Source organism: Paraburkholderia fynbosensis (assembly GCF_902859935.1).
In the GTDB taxonomy this organism is placed as follows: Bacteria; Pseudomonadota; Gammaproteobacteria; order Burkholderiales; family Burkholderiaceae; genus Paraburkholderia; species Paraburkholderia fynbosensis.
Window position 1 is genome coordinate 51,983 of sequence record NZ_CADIKI010000030.1, and the last position, 20,830, is coordinate 72,812.

At 56.2% G+C, this 20,830-nt stretch carries 18 protein-coding genes; 16 read left to right on the forward strand and 2 right to left on the reverse strand.

Translation table 11 applies throughout. From position 1 onward, the window contains the following. The first annotated feature begins 75 nt into the window (after window positions 1–75). The 9 genes from HV770_RS34235 (at window position 76) to HV770_RS34275 (ending at window position 10,553) form a co-directional block, all read left to right on the forward strand. On the forward strand, window positions 76–912 hold the full coding sequence (locus HV770_RS34235) for an ABC transporter ATP-binding protein (protein WP_175165896.1): 837 nt from the start codon (window positions 76–78) through the stop codon (window positions 910–912). Further along, window positions 909–1,817 (forward strand): ABC transporter permease, encoded by a 909-nt coding sequence (locus HV770_RS34240; protein ID WP_175165897.1) that lies wholly within the window; start codon window positions 909–911, stop codon window positions 1,815–1,817. The genes HV770_RS34235 and HV770_RS34240 overlap by 4 nt, the downstream gene beginning before the upstream one ends. 50 nt (window positions 1,818–1,867) lie before the next feature. Beyond that, window positions 1,868–3,040 (forward strand): ABC transporter substrate-binding protein, encoded by a 1,173-nt coding sequence (locus HV770_RS34245; RefSeq protein WP_175165898.1) that lies wholly within the window; start codon window positions 1,868–1,870, stop codon window positions 3,038–3,040. Between the two features lie 12 nt (window positions 3,041–3,052). Further along, the gene (locus tag HV770_RS34250; RefSeq protein ID WP_175165899.1) at window positions 3,053–4,006 is read left to right on the forward strand and encodes an HpcH/HpaI aldolase/citrate lyase family protein; all 954 of its coding nucleotides are present in this window, start codon (window positions 3,053–3,055) and stop codon (window positions 4,004–4,006) included. A gap of 44 nt (window positions 4,007–4,050) precedes the next feature. Next, window positions 4,051–6,270: an acetate--CoA ligase family protein gene (locus tag HV770_RS34255; protein WP_175165900.1), complete on the forward strand. Its 2,220-nt coding sequence runs from the start codon at window positions 4,051–4,053 to the stop codon at window positions 6,268–6,270. Between the two features lie 83 nt (window positions 6,271–6,353). Beyond that, window positions 6,354–7,109 carry an amidohydrolase family protein gene (locus HV770_RS34260; RefSeq protein WP_175165901.1) on the forward strand — a complete coding sequence of 252 codons (756 nt, stop codon included), beginning with the start codon at window positions 6,354–6,356 and terminating at the stop codon, window positions 7,107–7,109. Window positions 7,110–7,169: 60 nt separating this feature from the next. After that, window positions 7,170–8,690, forward strand: coding sequence for an MmgE/PrpD family protein (locus tag HV770_RS34265; RefSeq protein WP_175165902.1), 1,521 nt, complete (start codon window positions 7,170–7,172; stop codon window positions 8,688–8,690). A gap of 37 nt (window positions 8,691–8,727) precedes the next feature. After that, on the forward strand, window positions 8,728–10,032 hold the full coding sequence (locus HV770_RS34270; RefSeq protein ID WP_175165903.1) for a lactonase family protein: 1,305 nt from the start codon (window positions 8,728–8,730) through the stop codon (window positions 10,030–10,032). Beyond that, the gene (locus HV770_RS34275; protein ID WP_175165904.1) at window positions 10,029–10,553 is read left to right on the forward strand and encodes a hypothetical protein; all 525 of its coding nucleotides are present in this window, start codon (window positions 10,029–10,031) and stop codon (window positions 10,551–10,553) included. The genes HV770_RS34270 and HV770_RS34275 overlap by 4 nt, the downstream gene beginning before the upstream one ends. A 143-nt stretch (window positions 10,554–10,696) precedes the next feature. Here HV770_RS34275 and HV770_RS34280 read toward each other — a convergent pair whose 3' ends face one another. Further along, window positions 10,697–11,386 carry a FadR/GntR family transcriptional regulator gene (locus tag HV770_RS34280; RefSeq protein WP_175165905.1) on the reverse strand — a complete coding sequence of 230 codons (690 nt, stop codon included), beginning with the start codon at window positions 11,384–11,386 and terminating at the stop codon, window positions 10,697–10,699. A 551-nt stretch (window positions 11,387–11,937) separates the two neighbouring features. Here HV770_RS34280 and HV770_RS34285 point away from each other — a divergent pair. Next, window positions 11,938–13,080: an Ldh family oxidoreductase gene (locus HV770_RS34285; protein WP_217468678.1), complete on the forward strand. Its 1,143-nt coding sequence runs from the start codon at window positions 11,938–11,940 to the stop codon at window positions 13,078–13,080. A 202-nt stretch (window positions 13,081–13,282) separates the two neighbouring features. Continuing rightward, complete coding sequence (locus tag HV770_RS34290) at window positions 13,283–14,374, forward strand: porin (RefSeq protein WP_425497539.1); 1,092 nt, start codon at window positions 13,283–13,285, stop codon at window positions 14,372–14,374. A gap of 254 nt (window positions 14,375–14,628) precedes the next feature. Here the strand turns inward: HV770_RS34290 and HV770_RS34295 are convergent, their stop codons facing one another. Further along, entirely contained in the window at window positions 14,629–15,318 is a 690-nt protein-coding gene (locus HV770_RS34295; protein ID WP_175165906.1) for a GntR family transcriptional regulator, read from the reverse strand. Between the two features lie 188 nt (window positions 15,319–15,506). Between HV770_RS34295 and HV770_RS34300 the strand changes: the two genes are divergently transcribed. From HV770_RS34300 to HV770_RS34320, 5 genes are all read left to right on the forward strand, one after another. Continuing rightward, window positions 15,507–16,397, forward strand: coding sequence for an SMP-30/gluconolactonase/LRE family protein (locus tag HV770_RS34300; RefSeq protein ID WP_175165907.1), 891 nt, complete (start codon window positions 15,507–15,509; stop codon window positions 16,395–16,397). A 2-nt stretch (window positions 16,398–16,399) separates the two neighbouring features. Further along, entirely contained in the window at window positions 16,400–17,392 is a 993-nt protein-coding gene (locus HV770_RS34305; protein ID WP_175165908.1) for an amidohydrolase family protein, read from the forward strand. Window positions 17,393–17,559: 167 nt separating this feature from the next. Next, window positions 17,560–18,459, forward strand: a complete 900-nt coding sequence (locus tag HV770_RS34310; protein ID WP_175165909.1) for an isocitrate lyase/PEP mutase family protein — start codon at window positions 17,560–17,562, stop codon at window positions 18,457–18,459. 113 nt (window positions 18,460–18,572) lie between these two features. Continuing rightward, window positions 18,573–19,616 carry an Ldh family oxidoreductase gene (locus HV770_RS34315; RefSeq protein WP_217468679.1) on the forward strand — a complete coding sequence of 348 codons (1,044 nt, stop codon included), beginning with the start codon at window positions 18,573–18,575 and terminating at the stop codon, window positions 19,614–19,616. Window positions 19,617–19,814: 198 nt separating this feature from the next. After that, window positions 19,815–20,828: a zinc-binding alcohol dehydrogenase family protein gene (locus tag HV770_RS34320; protein WP_175165910.1), complete on the forward strand. Its 1,014-nt coding sequence runs from the start codon at window positions 19,815–19,817 to the stop codon at window positions 20,826–20,828. Window positions 20,829–20,830: the final 2 nt, after the last annotated feature.

The window sequence follows — 20,830 nt, forward strand, 5'->3', positions numbered from 1 at the left end:
TCATCGCCGCGACTTTGTCCGTTCAATCTTCGGATTTGCATGCCTGGTACTACCAGGCAGCAAATCGGAACGCTTATGAAAATGACAGAAATTTCCCAGGAGCATGTTGGGTCCGTGAGTCAGCCGGATGCGTTTGTCCAGTTTAAGGACGTTTGCTATAGCTACCCCGGCGGTACGCCGGCACTTAAAGATGCCAACTTTTCGATCGGACGCGGAGAGGTGGTCGCAATGGTTGGCCCAAGCGGTTGCGGTAAATCTACGTTGCTAAGCCTACTGGCCGGCTTACGCAGACCGGACTCGGGCACGCTAAAAATCAATTTCTCGGACGAAGAGCGACGATTTCTTGCCAAGGCGAGCACGCCGCCACTGACGATGGTGTTCCAGACAAACACCGTGTTTCCGTGGATGTCGGTCGAAAAGAATATCCGCTTCGGCTTGCGCACGGCGAAGCTTTCGACAGCGGAGAAGGACGAGCGAGTTTCGACCATGCTTCAGATGGGTGGCCTTGAACAGTTTCGCAATTCATTGCCCCATCAACTCTCAGGGGGGATGCTTCGACGGGTCGCGCTCCTTGCGGGTATCGCTCCGATGCCAAAGATTCTCCTTCTGGACGAACCGTTTTCCGCGCTAGACGAGCCGACCCGCGTGATCCTTCATCAGGATTTGTTGGAGATTATTCGGAAGTTCGGGATCACTTGTCTGTTTGTCACCCATGACATCGCGGAAGCGGTTTCGCTCTCAGATCGGGTGCTTGTATTCGGAAAGCGTCCAACAAGCGTGCGCAATGTTCATGATATCCGGTTTGAACGACCGCGAGATCTCATCAGCATGCGAACTTCGAGTGAATTTGACGATGCGTATGGGGCTGTGTGGCGTGATCTGTGGGCAGCGATTGAGGAGGCTAAGGCATGACCATGCAGCAGCTTGCGAAACAAAAAGAGGCACTCGTCGCGGCATCACGATCAAGAAATGCGCCCCCCATGAAAAAGGATATTGTCAAGCCTGCATCTCTCGGACCCAGTCGAGCCTCGGTGTTCGTATGGCAATGCCTGATCGTCGTAGGCTTCCTTGCAGCGTGGCAATGGACGCCTGAGATTCCTTGGGTGCATTCACACATCAAGTTTGCCTCACCATTCTTCATCAGTTCGCCATCTCTTGCGTTTGAAACCAGCTGGCGCTTGATGTCCGGAAGTGCGGGAACTGGGACAATCTGGAATGCGTTCGGGCTCACGATGGGTGCTGCGCTGATTGGAACACTGATATCCGTTGTTGCAGGCGCCGTTCTGGGCCTTCTGCTAAGTCACTGGGATTTCGCAAACGCGGTGGCGAAGCCCCTTGTCATCATCATCAATGCGATTCCTCGTATTGCGATTATCCCGATCATCGTGCTGATCGCAGGCGCCTCGACACAGACCGATATATGGACCGTCGTCACCGTGAACCTGTTTGTAGTCTTTTACAACGCGTTGGCAGGCGGCCAGCACGTCAAACCGGAGATGCTTCAGAATGCCCGGATTCTGGGCGCAAGCAATCTTGATATCCTGCTTCACGTTCGAGGGCCGTACGCGCTCGCCTGGACCTTTTCAGCGCTGCCGAACGCGGTTGCATTCGGGATCATCGGCGCGGTGACCGCGGAACTCTTCTCTGGTGGAGACGGGATGGGGCGACTGTTGATGACAGCCGTCGACACGACCAATGCCGATCTGACTTTTGGCGTCATCATCATCCTCTCGATTACTGGTGTTGTCCTCGTCTCGCTAGTTGAGAGCCTTCGCAAGGTGCTGATTCCCTGGTGGGGAAAGGCAGGTGGCCTGTGAACGCGGTCCATCTTTTTCCTCTGCGAGGAATCCTCGGTCTGCACCGCACGATGGCTCTCGATCAGTCAACTGCGGGATCGTCAGGTGTTCCAGTCGATGGTCCAACGAAGCTCAGTGCGATCAATCGATATTGGCCGATGTGGTTAGCGACGCTGGTCACCGCTGCAATCATTAGCCTGTGGGCCTGGTCGGTCTATGGTGACCAAAGAGCCTCGCGTGCAGCAGGTTTGCCTCACGTGACGATTGCGCTCACGGGGGTGTCGACGAATGTGCAGGAGTGGCTGATGGCTGATGCCCTCGGATATTTCGAGAAAGCCGGGGTCGACGTCACGATTGAGAACTACAACGGGTCCGGCAATGCCCTCGCGGTTAGCGGTCAGGTTCCGCTGGTCATTCAGGGTGTTGGAGGAGCTATGAAGCCCGCGATAAGGGGGATACCGATCAGAATCGTGTACTCGCAGCAGACGGGGGATCCAGCAGGCGCAGTGACGGTTGCCACGTATTCGCCGTTTCACGATCTAATGGACCTCTCGGGCCGTAGGGTCGGGACGATCAGCGCCGCGGGTAGTTGCTGGGGAAGTGCCGCACTCTATTCGGACTACATTGTTCGCCATGGCGGAAAGCCGCTCCAAGTGACGCCGTATTCATCTCCGTTCGCGCTAAGCAGCGCATTGAATAGCGGTCAAATTGATGCGGCGATCTGCACGGCAGATACCCTGGCCAAGAATATTGATGCCGGCAACATGCGCAATCTTCTATCGCCGTCTAATCCCGTTTTGACGAACCTGGCGGGTGATGCCGTTCAGGTTGCAATGTGGGGAACTCGAGATGCTGTCGAGAAGAATCGCGAAGCGATCGTACGCGCCGTCGGCGCAGCGCAGGCGGCTGCGCAGCAGATTCCAGGGTGGTCAATCGACTTCATGGCGAAGCAGATGTCCAAGCTCCCTATCTTTCTCGGTTACTCAGAACAAGACATCCGACTTCAGCTTGAACAGGACAAGCCATACGCCTCGACGCTTGGCGGCTACATATCGCGTGATCAATGGCAGCGAACACTCGATGTTTATAAAAGCTACGCCTTGCGCATCAACCTCAAGGACGACGCACTCCAGTACGACAAGCTGGTTGACGCTTCAATCAGTGAGGATGCTGGACGCTATCGCGACCTCGTGTTGAAGAAGATCAAGGCGCAGAGCGCAATCAATCCAGCAACGAAACCATAAAGGTGACATTACATGTCAAAAGACTCCTGGGGGATCTATCAGCGGCCTGAGGGTACGGAGCCCTGGTACACCCGGCTGCGCCGCTCGACACTGATTGTGCCAGCCAATGTCCCGCGCTTTGTCGAGTCGGCAAAAAGGTCGAAAGCTGACGTGATCATGCTCGACCTCGAGGACAGCATTCCGGTTGCACAGAAGGCGGCGGCACGAGAGACACTCGCAAAGAGTATCGATGCGCTGAAGAAGGTCATCCCGGAAGTTGTCGTGCGAGTCAATCGCGAATTCGATGTGTGTCTTGCGGACATTGAGGCGGCTGTCTCGGCGGGCTGTGACGGTATCCGGTTTCCCAAGGTGCAGAACGGCGGCGAACTCCTGTTTCTCGACAGATTCCTTACTCACCTGGAGGGCCGCTATGGTCGCGCGATCGGATCCACGGAGCTGGGAACGTCAATCGAAACGCCGGGCGCTCTCTTCAAGCTGGAGGAGATCGTCAATTCGACAGACCGGCTCGGAAACCTTTCGTTCAGCACGGAGGACATGTGCGCGGAACTCGGCGTATCTCCGACTCATGAAGGTTTCGAGCGACTCATAGGCAATGCACTTGTTGTCCTTGCTGCAGCGGATCGCAAGATTCTCGCCACTGGCGTTCTCGGGTACATCAGCAACTACAAAGACCTTGAAACATATGAGATCGCCGCCAGGCGTGGTGCAGCGTTTGGGTTTCAGGGCGCAGGGGCAATTCATCCTAGTCAGGTTGAAATTCTCAACCGGGTGTTCATGCCTTCGGAAGATCAAGTGGCCGAGGCTTGGAAGGTTATCGCGGCTCTTGAGGTTGACCCCACACGAGGTAGCGCGAGCGTCGACGGTGTGATGGTTGACGTCGCTAGCGTCAAGCGGGCTCGCCGGGTTCTTACTCGCAGTGAGATGGCCGCCGCCCGGGAGGCGGCGGTCAAGTCCGATGGCATTTGATTTACCTCACCTCACCTGCAATCTCAATTCAATTTGATGAGTCAATGAAGATGGAAAATCTGGAAAATCGCGTCAACGCGGTTGAAAAGCTGCTCAACGCCCGATCGATCGCTGTCATCGGCGCGTCGGACCGTCTCGACTACGGTGGGCGCCTGCTACAGAATCTTCGAAACGAAGGCTACGAAGGGAAGATATTCCCGGTCAATCATCGCCGGAATGTCGTTCAGGGGCTTAAGGCGTATGCGGACGTCAGAGACATCCCCGAAGTGCCCGATATGGCGATTATTGCGATACCGGCTGATGCAGTCTGCGCAGCGGTGGAAGCATGCGGTATCAAGGGAATCAAGGCAGCTGCGATCATTAGCGCTGGCTTTGCCGAGAAAGGAGACGACGGCGTTGCCCGTCAACGGCAGCTAGACGAGGTTGCTAAACGGTACGGGATCTACTACACGGGGCCAAACTCGCTAGGTGTCACGAACGTCCACACCAAAATGATTGCTCATGCGTCGAGACAGTGGAATTGCGGTGGCCTGGTTGCCGGCGGCCTGTCGATCATTTCTCAAAGTGGCGCATTGGGGATGGGCACGATCTTTGACCGCGCCGCAGGTGCAGGTATTGGCCTGAGCAAGCTGGTAACTATTGGCAATCAGGCAAGCCTGTCCATGCTCGATGTACTTGAGTACTTTATCGAGCACGATGATGAAACGCGTGCTGTAGGAATCTACCTGGAAGGTCTGCCGGCCGGCTCCGGACAGCGACTGATCGAGCTGGGCAAACGGGCCGCAGCCGTGGAGAAAGGCATCGCGATCTTGAAGGTCGGGCGTTCTCCTGAGGGGCGCGCTGCAACGGCAGCACATACCGCGGCCCTCGGCGGTGACGATCGCTCCTACGACGCGGCTTTTCGTCAGGCGGCCATCATCCGTGCGAACGAGATCGACGATATCTGGCTGATCGGCGATACTTTGGCGGCCTTTCCCGTCGTGGAGTTGCGCGAAGGCGTAGCGGTTATGACGAACTCCGGTGGCCTTAACTCTCACGCGGTAGATCTTTGCGCCCTGGAAGGTGTGCCAGTCGCGCCGCTTCGGTCTGAAACAATTGACGCCATCTCGCAACGGCTTGCCGGTCGGGGAGCGGCAGGTAATCCGTCGGATCTGTCGGGGCAACTTACACGCTCGAATGACGAAGGTGTTGCGTGTGGAAATCCTGCCATCGGTGACTATGTGACGTACATGGCGAACGACACAGGCGTCGATTTCACGATTCTTGGGATAACCGCACCTTCTACGGGACGCGCCTCGGTCGAAGCTGCCGAATTCATCATAAAGGCGTGGGAAGTGAAGAAGCAACCGCTGGCCGTTGTCTGGGCAGGGGGCAATCTGGTTGATCAATTCCCGAGTGTCACCAACGCTGGCTATCGACGCCTTCGCGCTGCCGGCATCCCCGTGTTTGAAGATGCTTCGACCTGCGTCAGGACCGTAGCAGCGCTACGCCGAAAGTCCGCTCTGAGCCGTGGCAAAGGCGCATCTACGGACACGCGTCTGGCGGGGCAAAATGCACTCGCCTGGAGAATGGAAATGCGGCCGGCTGAAGAGCTTGAACTCGTCGCACAACTCGGCATTCCGATCGTCTCCACACAAGTCGTTCCGGATGCCGTGTCGGCAACAACTGCAGCCGATGCCTTTGGACTACCGGTGATGATGAAACTTTACAGCCCCGACCTGATTCACAAATCCGATGTCGGAGCAGTCCGAGGACCGCTCCGTAGCGCAGAAGAAGTGAAAGCGGCATTCGATGCATTGACCGAGGTCGGCAAGGCAATTGGCGCACGGGATCCGCTTGTCGGTGTCCAGGAATTTGCGAGCGGAAAGCCAGTCGAGATGCTTCTGAGTGTTTTCCGCGACGAGGTATTCAATTCTGTGGTGATGGTGGGCCTAGGTGGTATCTGGGTCGAGACGCTCAAAGACGTATCCTGTGGCGTTGGTCCGCTCAGCACTGAAGACGCCCAAGCCATGGTCGAAGAGTTGAAAGCTGCGTCCATGCTGAAGGGCGCCCGAGGATCAGTTCCGCGCGATCTCGAAGCTTTGTATCAGGCGATCGTGAACCTCAGTCACGCTTTCGATCGTGACGAACTTTCGGACATCCAGACACTGGAGATCAACCCTGCAATGCTGATGGGAAAGAGCGAGGGCATCGTTGCTGTCGATGCTCGCCTATCGCTAAAGGGTTCCGCTTCGAACTCGTTGTTGGAAGAGGAAGTTGCATGATCATTGACGCCCAGAGTCACGTCACGTCTGGCCAACAGCGAGTGTGGAATCGCGGTGGGAGCCGCGGTTCTCATGGCGAGGAAATGCCGGACAGTGACGACCTGCTCAAGGAGATGGATCGTGCGGGGGTCGATGCGCTTATCCTGGTCCCGCCACTCGGCAAGGACAAGGTCATCGACAACGATACCGCCGTGCAGGCTGCGCAAGAGCGGCCGAATCGATTCAAGGTAATGGGTCGTTTGCGTCCTCTTGACGACGGTACCTTGGCCAAACTTGAGGCGTGGGCCGCACGTCCCGAGACATGCGGTATACGTCTGAGCTTCACCGCCGAACTGGCTGGTCTGTCGCTTTTGGACGAACAGCTCCGCGATTTTTGGGAAACGATTGAGCGACTGCGCGTCCCGATTGCCCTCAACGCGCCGGGACGTGCTGCGGAGGTAGGCGAGCTCGCACAACGCCACGAGACACTTTCGGTCATGATCGATCATCTTGGGCTGGCGCCGCGCCGGCATTCGGATGATCTTGACACCTCGTTGCAGTCCACTCTGGCGCTCGCCAGAAGGCCCAACGTCGCTGTGAAGGCAACAGGTCTGCTTGCTCGCCTACCCGAAGAGAGCATTCGTGGCCATCTGAAGGATTGCATCCGAAAGGCAATTGATTCGTTCGGACCATCGCGAGTCTTCTGGGGATCGGACCTCTCCAATTTGGACTGGGAATATCGAGACTACGTCAACTTTTTTCGTGAATTTCTGGACGGTCTCGGCGGCAACTGCCGAGAATTAGTAATGGGCGGTGCTATCGCTGCGTGGCTCGGCTGGGTCCCTTCAAAGGACCACTAGTCAAAGGTCCCTAGCGAATATTCATTTATCAGCAATTGATACAATTAGGAGACTTAACTGATGGATGATTTACACGAAAGCAAGGCACTCTCGAACAGGGGGCGTCGTGCGTTCATCGGGGGAAGCGTCGGGATCGCCGCAATGGCTCTTTGGGGTTCAAGCTCATTGGCTCAGGGGAGTTCGGCGACGGTTGCTCCTGCTTCTGCTGCTAGCCCCAATCTGGCAGCGCAGCTGGCAAATTACGCCATGGGTCTTCGCTTTGAGGACCTACCCTCAAGCGTCGTCGAGGCGGCAAAGCTGCATTTTGCCGACGCAATCGGCTGTGCGATCCCCGCGATCGACGAGGCGACGGTGAAGCAATGTCGATCTGTCGTGCTTGCCGAGGGAAGCAAGGGAAAAGCGACGATCTTCGGCGTGCGGGGCGGCACTTCTCCCGATCTGGCCGCGTTCGCGAATGGAGTGGCACTTCGATACTATGACCTGAATGACGTTTACGTCGGGTTGAGCACGGCACATCCGAGCGACAACATTGCCGCCGTCTACGCGGCTGCCGAGGCGACAAATGCAAGTGGCGCTGAGTTCCTTTGCAACATGGTGCTTTCTTATGAGGTCAATTGCCGGTTTCTGGACGCGGTAAATCTCGACACGCTCGGCTGGGACAGTACCGTCCCCAGCCTTCCAGCGGCCGCACTGTCGTGTGGAAGGCTCTTCGGACTTTCCCGCGCGCAGCTTGAGCAGGCGGTCAATATTTCGTTGAACGATCACATCGCGTTGCACCAGACCCGGGTACAAACGCTCTCGGACTGGAAGGGCATTGCCGACGCGGAAGCGGCACGTAATGCGCTGTTTGCGGTTCAGCTGGCGCAGCACGGAATAACCGGGCCAGCCCCTATCTTCGAAGGAAAGTTTGGCCTGGAAAAACAGGTAACGGGGCCAATAAATGTCAGTCTATCCGATTGGGGCGGCCGTGATCGTCCATTCAAGATCTCGCAATGCTCCATGAAGCCGTATCCGGCCCAGGTGACCACACTGACGGCTATCGCAGCCGCTCAAGAGCTTCGGGGCCAGGTTGGCGCAGTAGATCAAGTGTCTGCGATCACCATTGTGACGTCAAAAAACGGCCTTACTAGCGCAGGCACGGGTTCCGAGAAGTGGGCGCCGCGCACCAAGGAAACTGCTGACCACAGTCTTCCCTACGTGGTTGCTCGCACGTTCCTGGACGGTCAGATCAACAACGGCAGCTATACGAAGGACAAGCTATCTGATCCGAAGGTGCTTGCGCTGATGCAGAAAATCAAGGTTCAGGAAGACCCAGCCTTTACAGCCATGGCACCCGGTGCGCTTCCGACGCGAATCATCGTCACACTGGCTGACGGGCATGAACTGCAGGCTGAACGCCGCGATGTGCCGGGTTTCGGCTCGCGCGCAATGAATCGTAGAGATGTGGAGAACAAGTGGAAGGCAAACGTTGCGGGTGTAATGAACGAACGGGACATCTCGCGACTTCTGGAGGTTATCTGGAATCTGGACACCGAGAAAGATCTTTCGGGCTTTGGTAAGCGCATGAGTGCATTGGACTAAGAGCGGGTGACTTCCGCGAGAATCAAAAGGAGAATTCATGAGAGCGAGACAAAAAGACATGCAGGGAGGCCTTCTTTCGGATCAAGTGATCCGAATGGTCGGGCGAATGGCGGTCGCAGCCGCAGCCGTCCTTGCGACGTTTAGCATGAACGCTAAGGCTGAATCGCCTTCGCCAGCGGAGTACATGTATGCTGGAACCTGGAACAATCTGGATGGTGGCAATGGTCTGGGCTTTGCGCTAGGCGTGTACGGATGGCGTCTGAATGCTGACGGAAGCGCTACGTCGCTTGGGCTCGTCGCAAAAACTGATGCCAGTCCTGATAACCTGGAAGCAAGTACCGATGGTCGGACGCTGTATGCCACGAACTACAACAGTTGCATTTGCACTCGTAGCTGGCCGTTTCCTGGAGGACCGAAGGCGGGAGTGTCCGCGTATCATCTAGATCCCAAGACCGGCAGACTTACCTTCCTTAATCGGGTCGACGGGCTCGGCGACATGCCTTCGGAGATCGCCACAGACAAAACCGGACACACGCTGATCCTCGTCAACTATTACGGCGGGAACGTTGTGACGTTCAAAGTCCGGCCGGATGGGCGACTTGGCAAGCTTGTCGACAATATCCGTCATGAGGGGCCGAGCGAACACTCGGTTCCTGGTCCACATCCTCATGGTCTCGCCTTTAGCCCAGACAACCATTGGTTTTTTTACGCAGACCAGGGACTCGATCGGGTGTATGCCTATCGGTTTGACGCGACGCACTCCCATTTGATCGATACTTCGCATCCTTATCTGCAGTTCCGACCGGGCACTGGTCCGAGGACACTCGCGGTCCATCCGAACGGCAAATGGATCTACGTCAACACAGAGCAGGAGGGCTACGAACATGTGCTTGAACGTGAGAGTGGCGGTGGACTCCATGAAATTCAGTCGCTTCCAATCTTCGCTCCGGGGACGCCGAACGGAGGAACGGGGACGTCGCGAGTTAGCCCGGACGGCCGGTTCCTCTATGTAAATCAGCGTCCGAACGAAGATATCGTGATCTTTTCGATCGACCAAACCACCGGAAGACTGACGCTCCTTAAGCGCACCACGCTTCAGAGCGCGAATGCCGAAACGGCAAATAAAGTGCCGTTTGCGCAGCGCACCTTGTGGGAGAAGATCGAGAGCGGTGCCAGAGCGTGGAACTGGGACGACGACGCGGAGAAGGTCGCATTCGCTCGCCTCGGCGAGAATTCAATCGTGTTGCAGAATCGAGATGAAGCAACCGGTGACGTGGGTGGCAGCACCCAGATCTTGCCGGTTCCGCAACCTAGTTACGTCTTGTTCGTGAGGCCACAATGAAACTGCGCTTTGTTATTGCTTTAGTCTGTATGGGTCTTGCCTCGCTCGCGCATGCCGAGACTTCGAATCCAGCTGACGACGCGCGTGTGCTCAAAGAGTTCTCGACGAACGCGACGGTCCCAGGTGCAGTCCTGCAATTGACCCTGCTGACCAATCGGTCCATGGACGCCCTCTGGCGGGACGATGCGGCAAGAAACACCTTGGGCATCGAAGTCTTCAATTCCGGAACCAGCTTTCTAGTCACCGGTAAGTCCAGCGGAAAGTTCGGTCCGGTAACTGGCGTTGCTCTGGTGCAGGACGGAAAATCAACTCCTGCGAAGATTGTGAACGTTTCGAACCTGAACGGAACCGAGGTTCCCTCCGGCCAGAAGATCCTTGGGCTTCTTGAGTTCAGCAGCAAAGTTGATTTGACGAAACCTTTTACCGTTGTTGTGAATGACTCAAGCGCGAAGTTCTCGGTGACGCGTGACGCCGCTGAACGCTGGGGGGCGGTCACACGTCCGCCCGGACAGGGGTTCTGAGTACATTCGTGATTTGTCCGCTTGCCAGACCGTTGGCGGAAAGGAGGCAGCGCCCGGAACTCCAGGGTGCTGCCTTCGACTGGTCGAAGAGGGCGTTATCAATTTCGCTTGTGACCAGCAAAGGCCGCCGTACACGGATGATGTCAGGTGCCAAGCCATCGAACTGCTGAATTGTGCAGATGCATTCGCATTGCTGCTTCGGCTTGTCCAGGGTCTTTCGCCTCGAGGGCAGCGTAGATCAGTTCATGCTCGAGTTGCGCCTTGCGCCACGTATCGGAAGACTCTGATTGACCTCTCAGTTTGGCCAGCATGATGCCTTGACGTTCGTCGAAGAGTTCTCCAACGATGCGCATTAGTACGCTGTTGCCGGTTTGGGCGGCCAGCATTACATGGAACTGCCTGTCCTGATCAAGAGGAACTCCACCGTCGTGGATTGTCGCTCGCATGTTTTCAAGCAAATTTTGCAGAGCTGTGAGGCCTTCGTTTGTCACTCGCGCACACGCCTTGGCGGCCACGGCCCCTTCGATGGAAGCTCTCGCGTCCATGATTTCGCTCGGACTCTCGCCCAAGCTTGTCGACGAATCCGCGACATCGATGTTCAGGGTGACATACACACCGGAGCCAGATCGCACTTCGACCGCGCCCTCGATCTCGAGTGCGATCAGAGCCTCGCGCAATGATGGTCGCGAGACGCCGATGAGTTGCGCCAACTCGCGCTCTGGCGGCAGGCGTGATCCTTTTGGGAACTCCCCGCTATAGATATGCGAGCGGATCTGGTCAGCCACCTTTTGATAAAGACGCCGAACATCGTTCGGTCGCGTGAGGTTTTCCATGATGTTCCTGAGGAGGTGTTATTCGGCTCGATGGCACCGAGACCTCAGCGATTTTACCGACGTTTTTACGGGTTCGGAGCGGCCTGCTCGATGTCTTCTCGAGTTAAATTATTTTAAGCAAGGTCCATACAGAAGGCACGAAACGAGGGTCCCACTGGCGAATGCGGGTGAGAGGGAAGCTGTGTTGTGCGGCTGAAACTGATAGTCCGAGTCGCTTGATGACAATGCCATTAATAAAAGTATCTGCTCATGCTTCCAACATCGGGAGCCAGACGGTGAACATTTCTCCCAGGATCGCGGCCACACGCAGAGGGGGCCATCATTATGGTAAACGATACGTTTGGTTTGTAGACAAAAACACAAATGGACGCTAATCTGGCCTGACCAATCAACTGTTTTGTCCATTTGGTCTGTCCAGTTGGTTGGTTGTTTTGGCAATGCTCGCACGGTTCGGGAAGAGCTTCGATAGCGTTCCCTGGTTGGATTAGAGAGATGCCCCTTAAAAGGAATTCGGGCAACGTCCGGGTCTCCTCAGTTCAACGTTCCAGTGCGTGTACGCAAGCAACAGAACGAAGGTTTCGTCAATTGCCATGGTCAAAAAGGGTTGCGGATCTGCATCCCTTGTCAATGTCCGTGGATCGCTTTGTGAGGCGCGCATGCAAGAGGGTTTCACCGTTCAAGAAATCACTGATCTCGCCGTCGAGATTTTGAAAAAAGCCGGCTTGGAGCAGGAAGTTGCGACGGTTGTGGGGGAGAGATTGGTCGAAGCCGACCTCTACGGGCACAACACGCACGGGCTCGCTTTGCTGGGCAAGTACGTCGATGAAATCGATGGCGGACGTATGACGACCCGGGGGTCCCCAGAAGCAATCGCTGACGCAGGCGCGATGTTGCTTTGGGACGCGAAGCGGTTGCCTGGGGTATGGACCACGCATCTCGCTGTCTCGATGGCCTGCGAGAAAGCCGCGCAGTTTGGGTGCGGCGTAGTTGCTGTACGCAATAGCCATCACATCGCTTCACTGGCGACATACCTTGAACAGCCTGCGAGAGATGGCAAGCTGGTGATGGTCCTTTCGTCGGACCCGGCGACCGGGCACGTGGCGCCGTTCGGTGGAACGAGCCCCGTTTTGACACCGAACCCCATCGCCGCCGGAATTCCCGCTTCTGCCGATCCGATACTGATCGATATCAGCACCTCGATTACGACTGCGGCGCAAGTTCAACTGGCCGTTGCGAAGGGTGGTCACTTGCCGGGGATGTGGGGGGTGGATGTACAAGGACATGCCACGGATGACCCTACCGCGGTTCGCGATGGAGGAGCGCTTTTGCCTCTAGGGGGACTCGACCATGGTCACAAAGGGTATGGACTCAGCATCCTCGTCGAAGCATTGACGCAGGGATTGTCTGGGTTCGGTCGTGCCGACTGCCCGAAAGGATGGGGAGCTAGTGTCACGGCTCTCGCGTTCGATCCCGCTCGACTTGGGGGGAGCGAAAGCTTCTTGCGCCAATCAGACTGGCTTGTAAACGCCTGCCGTTCGGCGTCCGTTGCGACTGGCAAGCCGGCTGTTCGTATGCCCGGTGAGGCGGCGTTAGCGCGAAAGAAGGCAGCTCAGGTCGCACTGCGGCTCGATCGCGAAATCATCAGCACGCTGCAGGCGCTTGCTGCCCGTTTTGGCTTGCACTTGCAAAACTAAGTGCGCGGATCGATGGCCCGCGAGACCATCGATCAAGTCTCTGGGTCAGCAGCCTTCACGATTCACATCCGTCGTAGCGGACTTAGTCTGGGCCAGGTGCGCTGTACACAGGCGAGACCTGATACAGCAGTGCAACGATGAAGTAGACAGAAGATAAAACACGGTTCACATCCATCAGTTATTTAGTAATACTAAAAATCAAATGAAAAAATGGAGACTAAAATCTAAGCGGATTGCTGCCGCCGCTTGTATGGTCGCCTGCTCGGGGCTTGCACACGCCCAGAGCAGTGTGACTCTCTACGGCCGACTTGACACCGGGATTCAGTACTTGACCGGAGTCCGCACGGCGAACGGAAGCAAGTCAGTGTTTGGCCTGGAGGATGGTAATGGCGGCGTTAGCTTCTTCGGTCTGAGAGGCGCTGAAGATCTTGGCTCTGGAACGCAGGCAATTTTCCAGCTTGACACGATGTTCAGCACGCTGAACGGCAGCATTCCCGTCGCGGGAGATATCTGGGCGCGCCACGCCTACGTTGGTTTGACCAATCCCAACTACGGCACGCTGCATCTCGGCGAGGAGCCTTTCATCGCCAATGAAATATGGATTTTTGATCCATTTATGCAAAGCAAATGGTCGTCTGCTTCGCTGGTTCACGGTCGAAACTGGCCAATCTCAAACAACAACATCTCGTATCGCACACCGACGATCGGTGGATTCCAGGTGTATGGTCAGTACTCGCTTTCCAACTCCACCAGTTGGAACGGAAATGGATCTACGCCGCAAGGGCGACAGGCCGGCATCAGCATGACATATACCGCGGCCTTGTTTCAGCTAGGAGCGCTGTATGACGAAATCCGAGATCCAGCGAACGGGCGATTCGATAACGTCTACGAGTATTCGCGCGAGTACACCCTCATGGGGAATGTATTCGCTGGTCCAGTGAGGTTTCAGTTGGCATATCAAACTTCACACGCCCCCGATGCGGCTATTGGTACTTCATCGGTCACGCAACATGGCTGGGCCGGCGCCACGTGGCAAGTCAACCCCTTTTTGGCGCTCGTTCTCGCGGCATATCACATTAACGCGAACAACGGTGGGGGTAGCGGAACCTTGTACACGTTTGGCGGTTCTTACAGCCTGTCGAAACGGACCTCCATCGAATGGCAGGCGGCGACCGTCCGGAACAGCAAGACGGCGTCCTTTGGATTGCTGCCGGTGCCTTACGGAAACACCAACGATCCGCTCGCCGGACATACACAGTCCGGCGTCTATGCAGAAATTCGTCATCTTTTCTAGCGAGCCTCCCTTGCCAATCAGGAGATACCTAGCAACGACCTTCTTCGGGCAGTCTATTTGAGGCTGCCCGTAAATCTGCAGAGAGTCGGAATGTGGGACTTCGTTGCGAGTCGCTCAGCTTGAACGCGACATGATCTACGGCGCGCTACGGTCGATTGATTTCTGTTTGCCGAATCGGCCATGCAAAGTCAACGGTGCGATTCCGCGCAACGGTGATTGAGCCTGAATTCATAGTCAGGTCGGCTCGGGCGCGCTCAGCCCTGCGGTGGGGTCACAGCGCGCAGAATCGACATCAGATTCTCACGGGCGTTGCTGATATGGCGCCTCATGAGTCGTTCTGCCTCGTTGGCATCCCGCTTTTCAAGCGCGTCAATAATGAGCATGTGTTCGTCTACCGAAGCGTTGGCGCGGTGACCAAAGCTTGTCGGGCTGAACTTGAACAACCGAAGTAGCGCGTAGATATCACTTAGAAACCCTTCAAGCCATCGGTTCCGGCTACCGCGAATAATCTGCAGATGGAAGTCGTTGTCGTTGGTGCCGCTTCGATACACACCACCAACTCCTTCAATCATCACTTTCTCAAGTGATTCCACCGTGGTCCGCCGTAGCGCCCGCACTTCAGGTAAGGTCATCATCTCGGCCGCCTGTCGGCAAGCCATGGCCTCTAGTCCCTCCCTCGCCCACAGAATTTGCTCGAAATCTTCTGCCGAAAGCTCGACGAAATGCGCACCGTGATGTGGCGTGCGTGTCACGAGGCGGCGGCCTTCGAGTGTACGGACGGCCTCGCGGAACGGTCCGCGGCTTACGCCGAAAGCCGCAGATAGCTCCTGTTCCGAAAGACGTTGCCCCGGCACGAGCTGCCCGCTCAGCAGGGCTTCTTCGAGTCGTTGAACAGTCTCATCCACTAGCGCACTGGGATTTGCGGTTCGTTGAGCGTTACTCATGGTAAACCATACCTAATAGTTGTAGACAAGTACCGTGATATTGTAAACAATATGGCCACGCTGTACGACACGATGGTAGCAGATTGCAGAGAACAGAGAATCAGCCCAGCGAAAGTAAATGTGCATTGCCTTCGTCGGCTGCGCGGACCTCGTGGCAGCTGTATTCCCGTTCTGTAATTGAAGACTTTATGAAACGCAAAATCAGGATCGAAGTGGCGCACCCCGAACCAAGCCTGATCGGAGAATCTCCTGTCTGGTCTGTGGCGGAGCAGGCGCTCTACTGGATCGACAACTGGGGCGAGAAGATTCATCGGCGCGGACTCGATGGAAGCCACCGCGAGTGGAGGTTGAACGGGCGGATTGGCGCTGTCGGTCTGCGAGCGGACGGAGGGCTGATCGCCACGAAGAATGACGGAATTTATAACGTAGATATCGTCGGTGACCAGGTGGAAGAGCAACTTCTTGTTTGCCCCGACCTTCCGCCCGGTGGGCGGCTGCGTGAGGGAAAAGTCGACAGCTCCGGCAGGTTCTGGTTTGGCTCGATGGGTGCCACCCGCGACGCCGCGAACGGCGGCTTATTTAACCTGTTTGCCGACGGACGTTTGACGCAGCAGGACTCCGGATTGATGGTTGCAAATGGGATCGCGTTCGGGCGTGATACGACGACCATGCTTATGGCCGATACACACGCTGACCGTTTGTATTCATACTCGGTGGACTCGCAAAGCGGGGCCGTAACTCATCGCCGCGACTTCTTCTCGACCTACGACTTCCATGGATTGATGGACGGCGCGACCATGGACACTGACGGTGGCTACTGGTGTGCGTTCTTTGACGACTGGTCCATCGTCCGGATCGCCCCCGATGGACACATCGACCGGATGGTAAGGATGCCAGTGCGCTATCCGACGATGTGCGCATTCGGTGGGCCGAACCTGGACATTATGTATGTGACGAGCGCGAGTGCATTCGTATCGGAGGATGAGCGTCCCTGCCAGCCGCAGGCTGGGATGCTTTTTGAGGTTCATGGCTTAGGGGTCAAAGGTATTCCCGAGCCGGTGTTTGGAATGAGCGTGTGACGATGAGTCCGGTAGTAACGCCCGATCAGGAAGAGGTACTTCTGCCCAATTTACCCATTGTGGATGCTCATCATCATCTTTGGGACGACGGACGACCGCGCTATTTAATTGACGATCTGCTGTCGGACGCGACATCGGGACACAACATATGCGCTTCTGTTTACATCGAATGTCAGTCCAATTATTGGACGAATTCGGAAGAATGCATGAAATCCGTGGGTGAAGTTGAATACGCCGCCCGCGTAGCGGCGCAACTCGATGTGTCTCAGCCAAGGCTATGCCAAGGCATTGTCGGATATATTGATCTACGCTGCGGTGATGACGTCGGCCGTATCCTTGACGCAATGGAACTGGTTGGGGAAGGCCGGTTTCGCGGGATCCGGCAAGTGGCTGCACACGATCGTGATGTGAAACAGTACGCACCAGACGGCTTGTTGCTGGACCCACGGTTCAGGCAGGGCTTCCGCGAACTTCAACAGCGCGGATACACCTTTGATGCATGGCTTTACCACACCCAGTTGCCAGACCTCATCAGCCTATTGAATGAATACCCGGAGAGTCGGCTAGTTATCAATCATGCCGGTGGTCGGATCGGGATTGGCCGCTTCCTGGAATCAACGCGGGAAACAGAAGCAGATTGGAAAAAGCGCCTGTGGGAACTGGCGCGCTTTCCCAACGTGTATGTCAAGCTTGGTGGACTTGGCATGCCGATGTGTGGGCATGGATTTGATTCTTTCGCCAAACCGGTCTCGTCGCTATTACTCGCGCAAGTTTGGCGTCCGTATATGGATTTTTGCATAGACGTATTTGGCAGCGAGCGATGTGTTTTTGAAAGCAATTTTCCGGTCGACGGGGTCAGCTCATCGTATCGCAATGTATGGAATGCATTCAAGCGGATAGCATCCGGGGGATCAGAAGACGAAATGACTGCACTCTTTTCCGGTAACGCCGCAACCTTCTACTCTCTGTCAAAGGTGAGACAGCTGCCCGGTTAAGAGATACCGCGGCAAAGAATGGAATCGAGTAAATGAAATAGTACTACGAATGAAAAGTATGTATTGTGGACGACGCTACTGGCCGAGATCGGTTCCTTGGCGTGAGTCCGTGAATCTGTGTACCCGTACCGGGAAATGTCCTTACGGAAACGAATAGGAGAGCAGTTGTGAGCAAAGCAAAAGAATTACTCGAACTTATCAAGGCGCCTGGAATTCTTGTGATGCCGGGAGTCTACGATGGATTTAGCACGCGCCTTGTAGAAAAAATGGGCTTCAAGGCGGCATCGATCGGAAATTCAGGTTTGAGCGAGTCGAGGCTGGGCTGGGCGGACGTCGGCATCATCGGCTACGACGAAAGTGTGCACGCATCGGCTTCGCTTGCTGCGTGTACCAACATTCCACTGCAGGCGGATGCTGATACGGGATACGGAAATGCTGTGAATGTTCACTTTACCGTTAAGGGTTACGAGAAGGGCGGTCTGGCAGCGGTCATGATCGAAGACCAGGTCTGGCCCAAGCGGTGCGGCCACATGGCCGGCAAACAGGTGATCTCCGCCGAAGAAGGCGTTGAAAAAATCCGTGCTGCGGTTGAAGCAAGGTCGGACATTCTCATTAAGGCCCGCACTGACGCGTTCGCGACCCACGGTGTCGACGAGGCGATTCGTCGGCTCAACCTGTACGCGGAAGCGGGGGCAGATTTTCTGGTAGCGGATGCGTTGCTGACGCGCGATGACATCCGAACCGTTGCTAAAAACGTAACCGCGCCGCTCGTCGTGAACATGGGCTTTGGTATCCGCAAGCGACCAACGACGGAGTTGATTCCTATTCACGAGCTCGAAGACATGGGTGTGGCAGTGGTCACACTTCCACGACTTCTTACCGCATCTGCGATGAAAGGAATGATGAATGCGCTTGAAGCGTTTGGCGTCGGTCTTCGCGAGCGGAAGCTTATCGAACGCGAAGATCTGCTTGTCTCCTTTGAGGAGATCAATGAACTCATGGGGTTCCAGACAATCGCGGAACTGCAGGAAAAGTTTGTCAGCTCGATGCCAGCTGTGAAGCATTGATGTGTTTGGTTCGCGGCGAACAGTTAGCCGCGCCGGCTGCCTGAAAATTGCACAGCCTCTGTGTCCAGAGGCGACGACGGCGGCTGCTGTGACGCAAACTGATTGGGAAGTGTATGGACAAAATGGACGGAAAGTTTTCCTACGCCGGGCTTGTCGGCTCAGCAATCGCAATCCTGGAGAAAGCTGGTCTCGGCAACGAAGCCGCGACAATCGTTAGTGAAGGACTGGTCGAGGCTGACCTATACGGCCATACGACGCACGGCCTTGCTTTGCTTGCGAAATATGTCGATGAGCTCGAGTCTGGAAGCATGAGATCGCAAGACGAGCCCGAAGTTGTTGCCGACGCCGGTGCAATGTCTGTCTGGGATGGCAAGCGTCTGCCCGGAGTATGGACCACCCACCTCGCTGTCTCCGAAGCCTGCCGGAAAGCAGCCCGGTTTGGCTGCGGTGGTGTCGTTGTGCGCAATAGTCATCACATAGCCTCGCTGGCCGTGTTCCTTGAAAAACCTGCGCGTGACGGCAAGCTCGTTCTAGTTCTTTCGTCAGATCCTGCGTCTGCACACGTTGCGCCTTTCGGTGGCACGAGCCCTGTATTGACGCCGAATCCTATCGCTGCAGGTATCCCCGCCTCCGTGGATCCAGTGCTTATCGACATCAGCACTTCGATCACTACCGCAGCACAGGTTGAACGTGCGCGTGCTAACAACGGGCGGCTACCCGGCAACTGGTTGGTCGATGTACATGGCCATGCGTCGGACGACCCGGCCGCTGTGCGCGAAGGTGGGGCGCTCCTTCCGATTGGGGGGCTAGATCACGGCCACAAAGGCTACGGGATGTCCATTCTCGTGGAAGCGCTGACCCAAGGCCTTGCTGGCCACGGAAGGGCAGATAAACCGACTGGCTGGGGCGCGAGTGTGACAGCACTTGCATTTGACCCTGCGCGTCTTGCTGGAGGTCCAGCCTTCAACCGGCAGTCCGACGCGCTGATCAACGCGTGCCGTAGTGCTGCGGTGCCGCCCGAAGCCGCAGCCGTCCGCATGCCCGGCGAAGCTGCGCTCTCACGTAAAAAGGCGGCGCTAAGCACAGGGATCAAGCTTGATTCTAAGGTTGTCGATTCGCTGCTTGCACTCAGCGAACGGTTTGGCGTGCCCCTCTAATCGGTAGAGGCTCGAAATCCCTAATGTGGTAAGGCCAGAGCTTCCGACTAGGGCGCTTAAACCCTGAGTTTTAACGTGTCACGCGGGTTTACGTCTATAATTGGTAAGGCCAAATAGAGTAGACTTGGGTCTGCGAACCCTATACGACGGCGCTCTGGTTGCCCAGCACGCAACGCTATCGAACGAGAAATCGAAACCATGCGAACTATTCTTTGCGACACCCCAAATTCCCTGCAAATCATTGAACGCGCAATTCCGTCGCGCGCAGAAGACGAAGTTTTGATTCGTGTGCGCAGGGTAGGCGTTTGCGGTACAGACCTCCATATCTTCAAGGGCGATCAGCCATATCTCAGCTACCCGCACGTGATGGGACACGAGCTGTCCGGCACAGTTGAAGAAGCTCCCGCGGGGAGCGCTCTATCGAAAGGTGAAAGCGTCTATGTCATGCCGTACATGTCTTGTGGGACGTGTCGAGCCTGCAAACAGGGAAAGACGAACTGTTGTTACAACATCAAGGTGCTCGGCGTACACAAAGATGGCGGAATGGCCGACTACATTGTGGTGCCCCAACAGTACGTCAAGTCGGCAGAAGGCGTATCGCTCGACGATGCGGCAATGATCGAATTTCTTGCCATCGGGGCGCATGCGGTGCGCCGATCAAACGCACAACCCGGCAGTCGCGTCCTTGTCGTCGGCGCCGGTCCGATTGGTATGGCGGCGGCCATCTTCGCGACGCTTCGGAACGCGGAAGTTACCATTCTGGATACGCGCGAGTCTCGTCTCAACTTTGCATCGCAGCACCTTGGCGTAAATCATATTGTGGTTGCCGGAGAAGGGGACGAGGCCCGTCTCTCGGAGCTAACCAATGGTGAATTCTTCGACTTCGTGTTCGATGCGACAGGCAATCCGGCGGCGATGACTCGAGGGTTCAGGTTCGTTGCTCACGGAGGCACCTATGTGCTGGTGTCTGTTGTTTCGAGCGACATCACGTTCTCGGATCCCGAATTCCACAAACGCGAGACGACACTCCTGGGCAGCCGTAATGCGACCGAAGAGGACTTTGATCTTGTCGTCGAGAACATTCGGGCGGGAAAGATCCCGACCGCCGCGATGGCAACCCACCGACTCGCCTTTAACGAAGTGCCGGCGAGATTTGGCGAGTTGCTCGACGTAAGCAATCCTGTTGTCAAGGCGCTGATCGAGGTCGCGTAGTG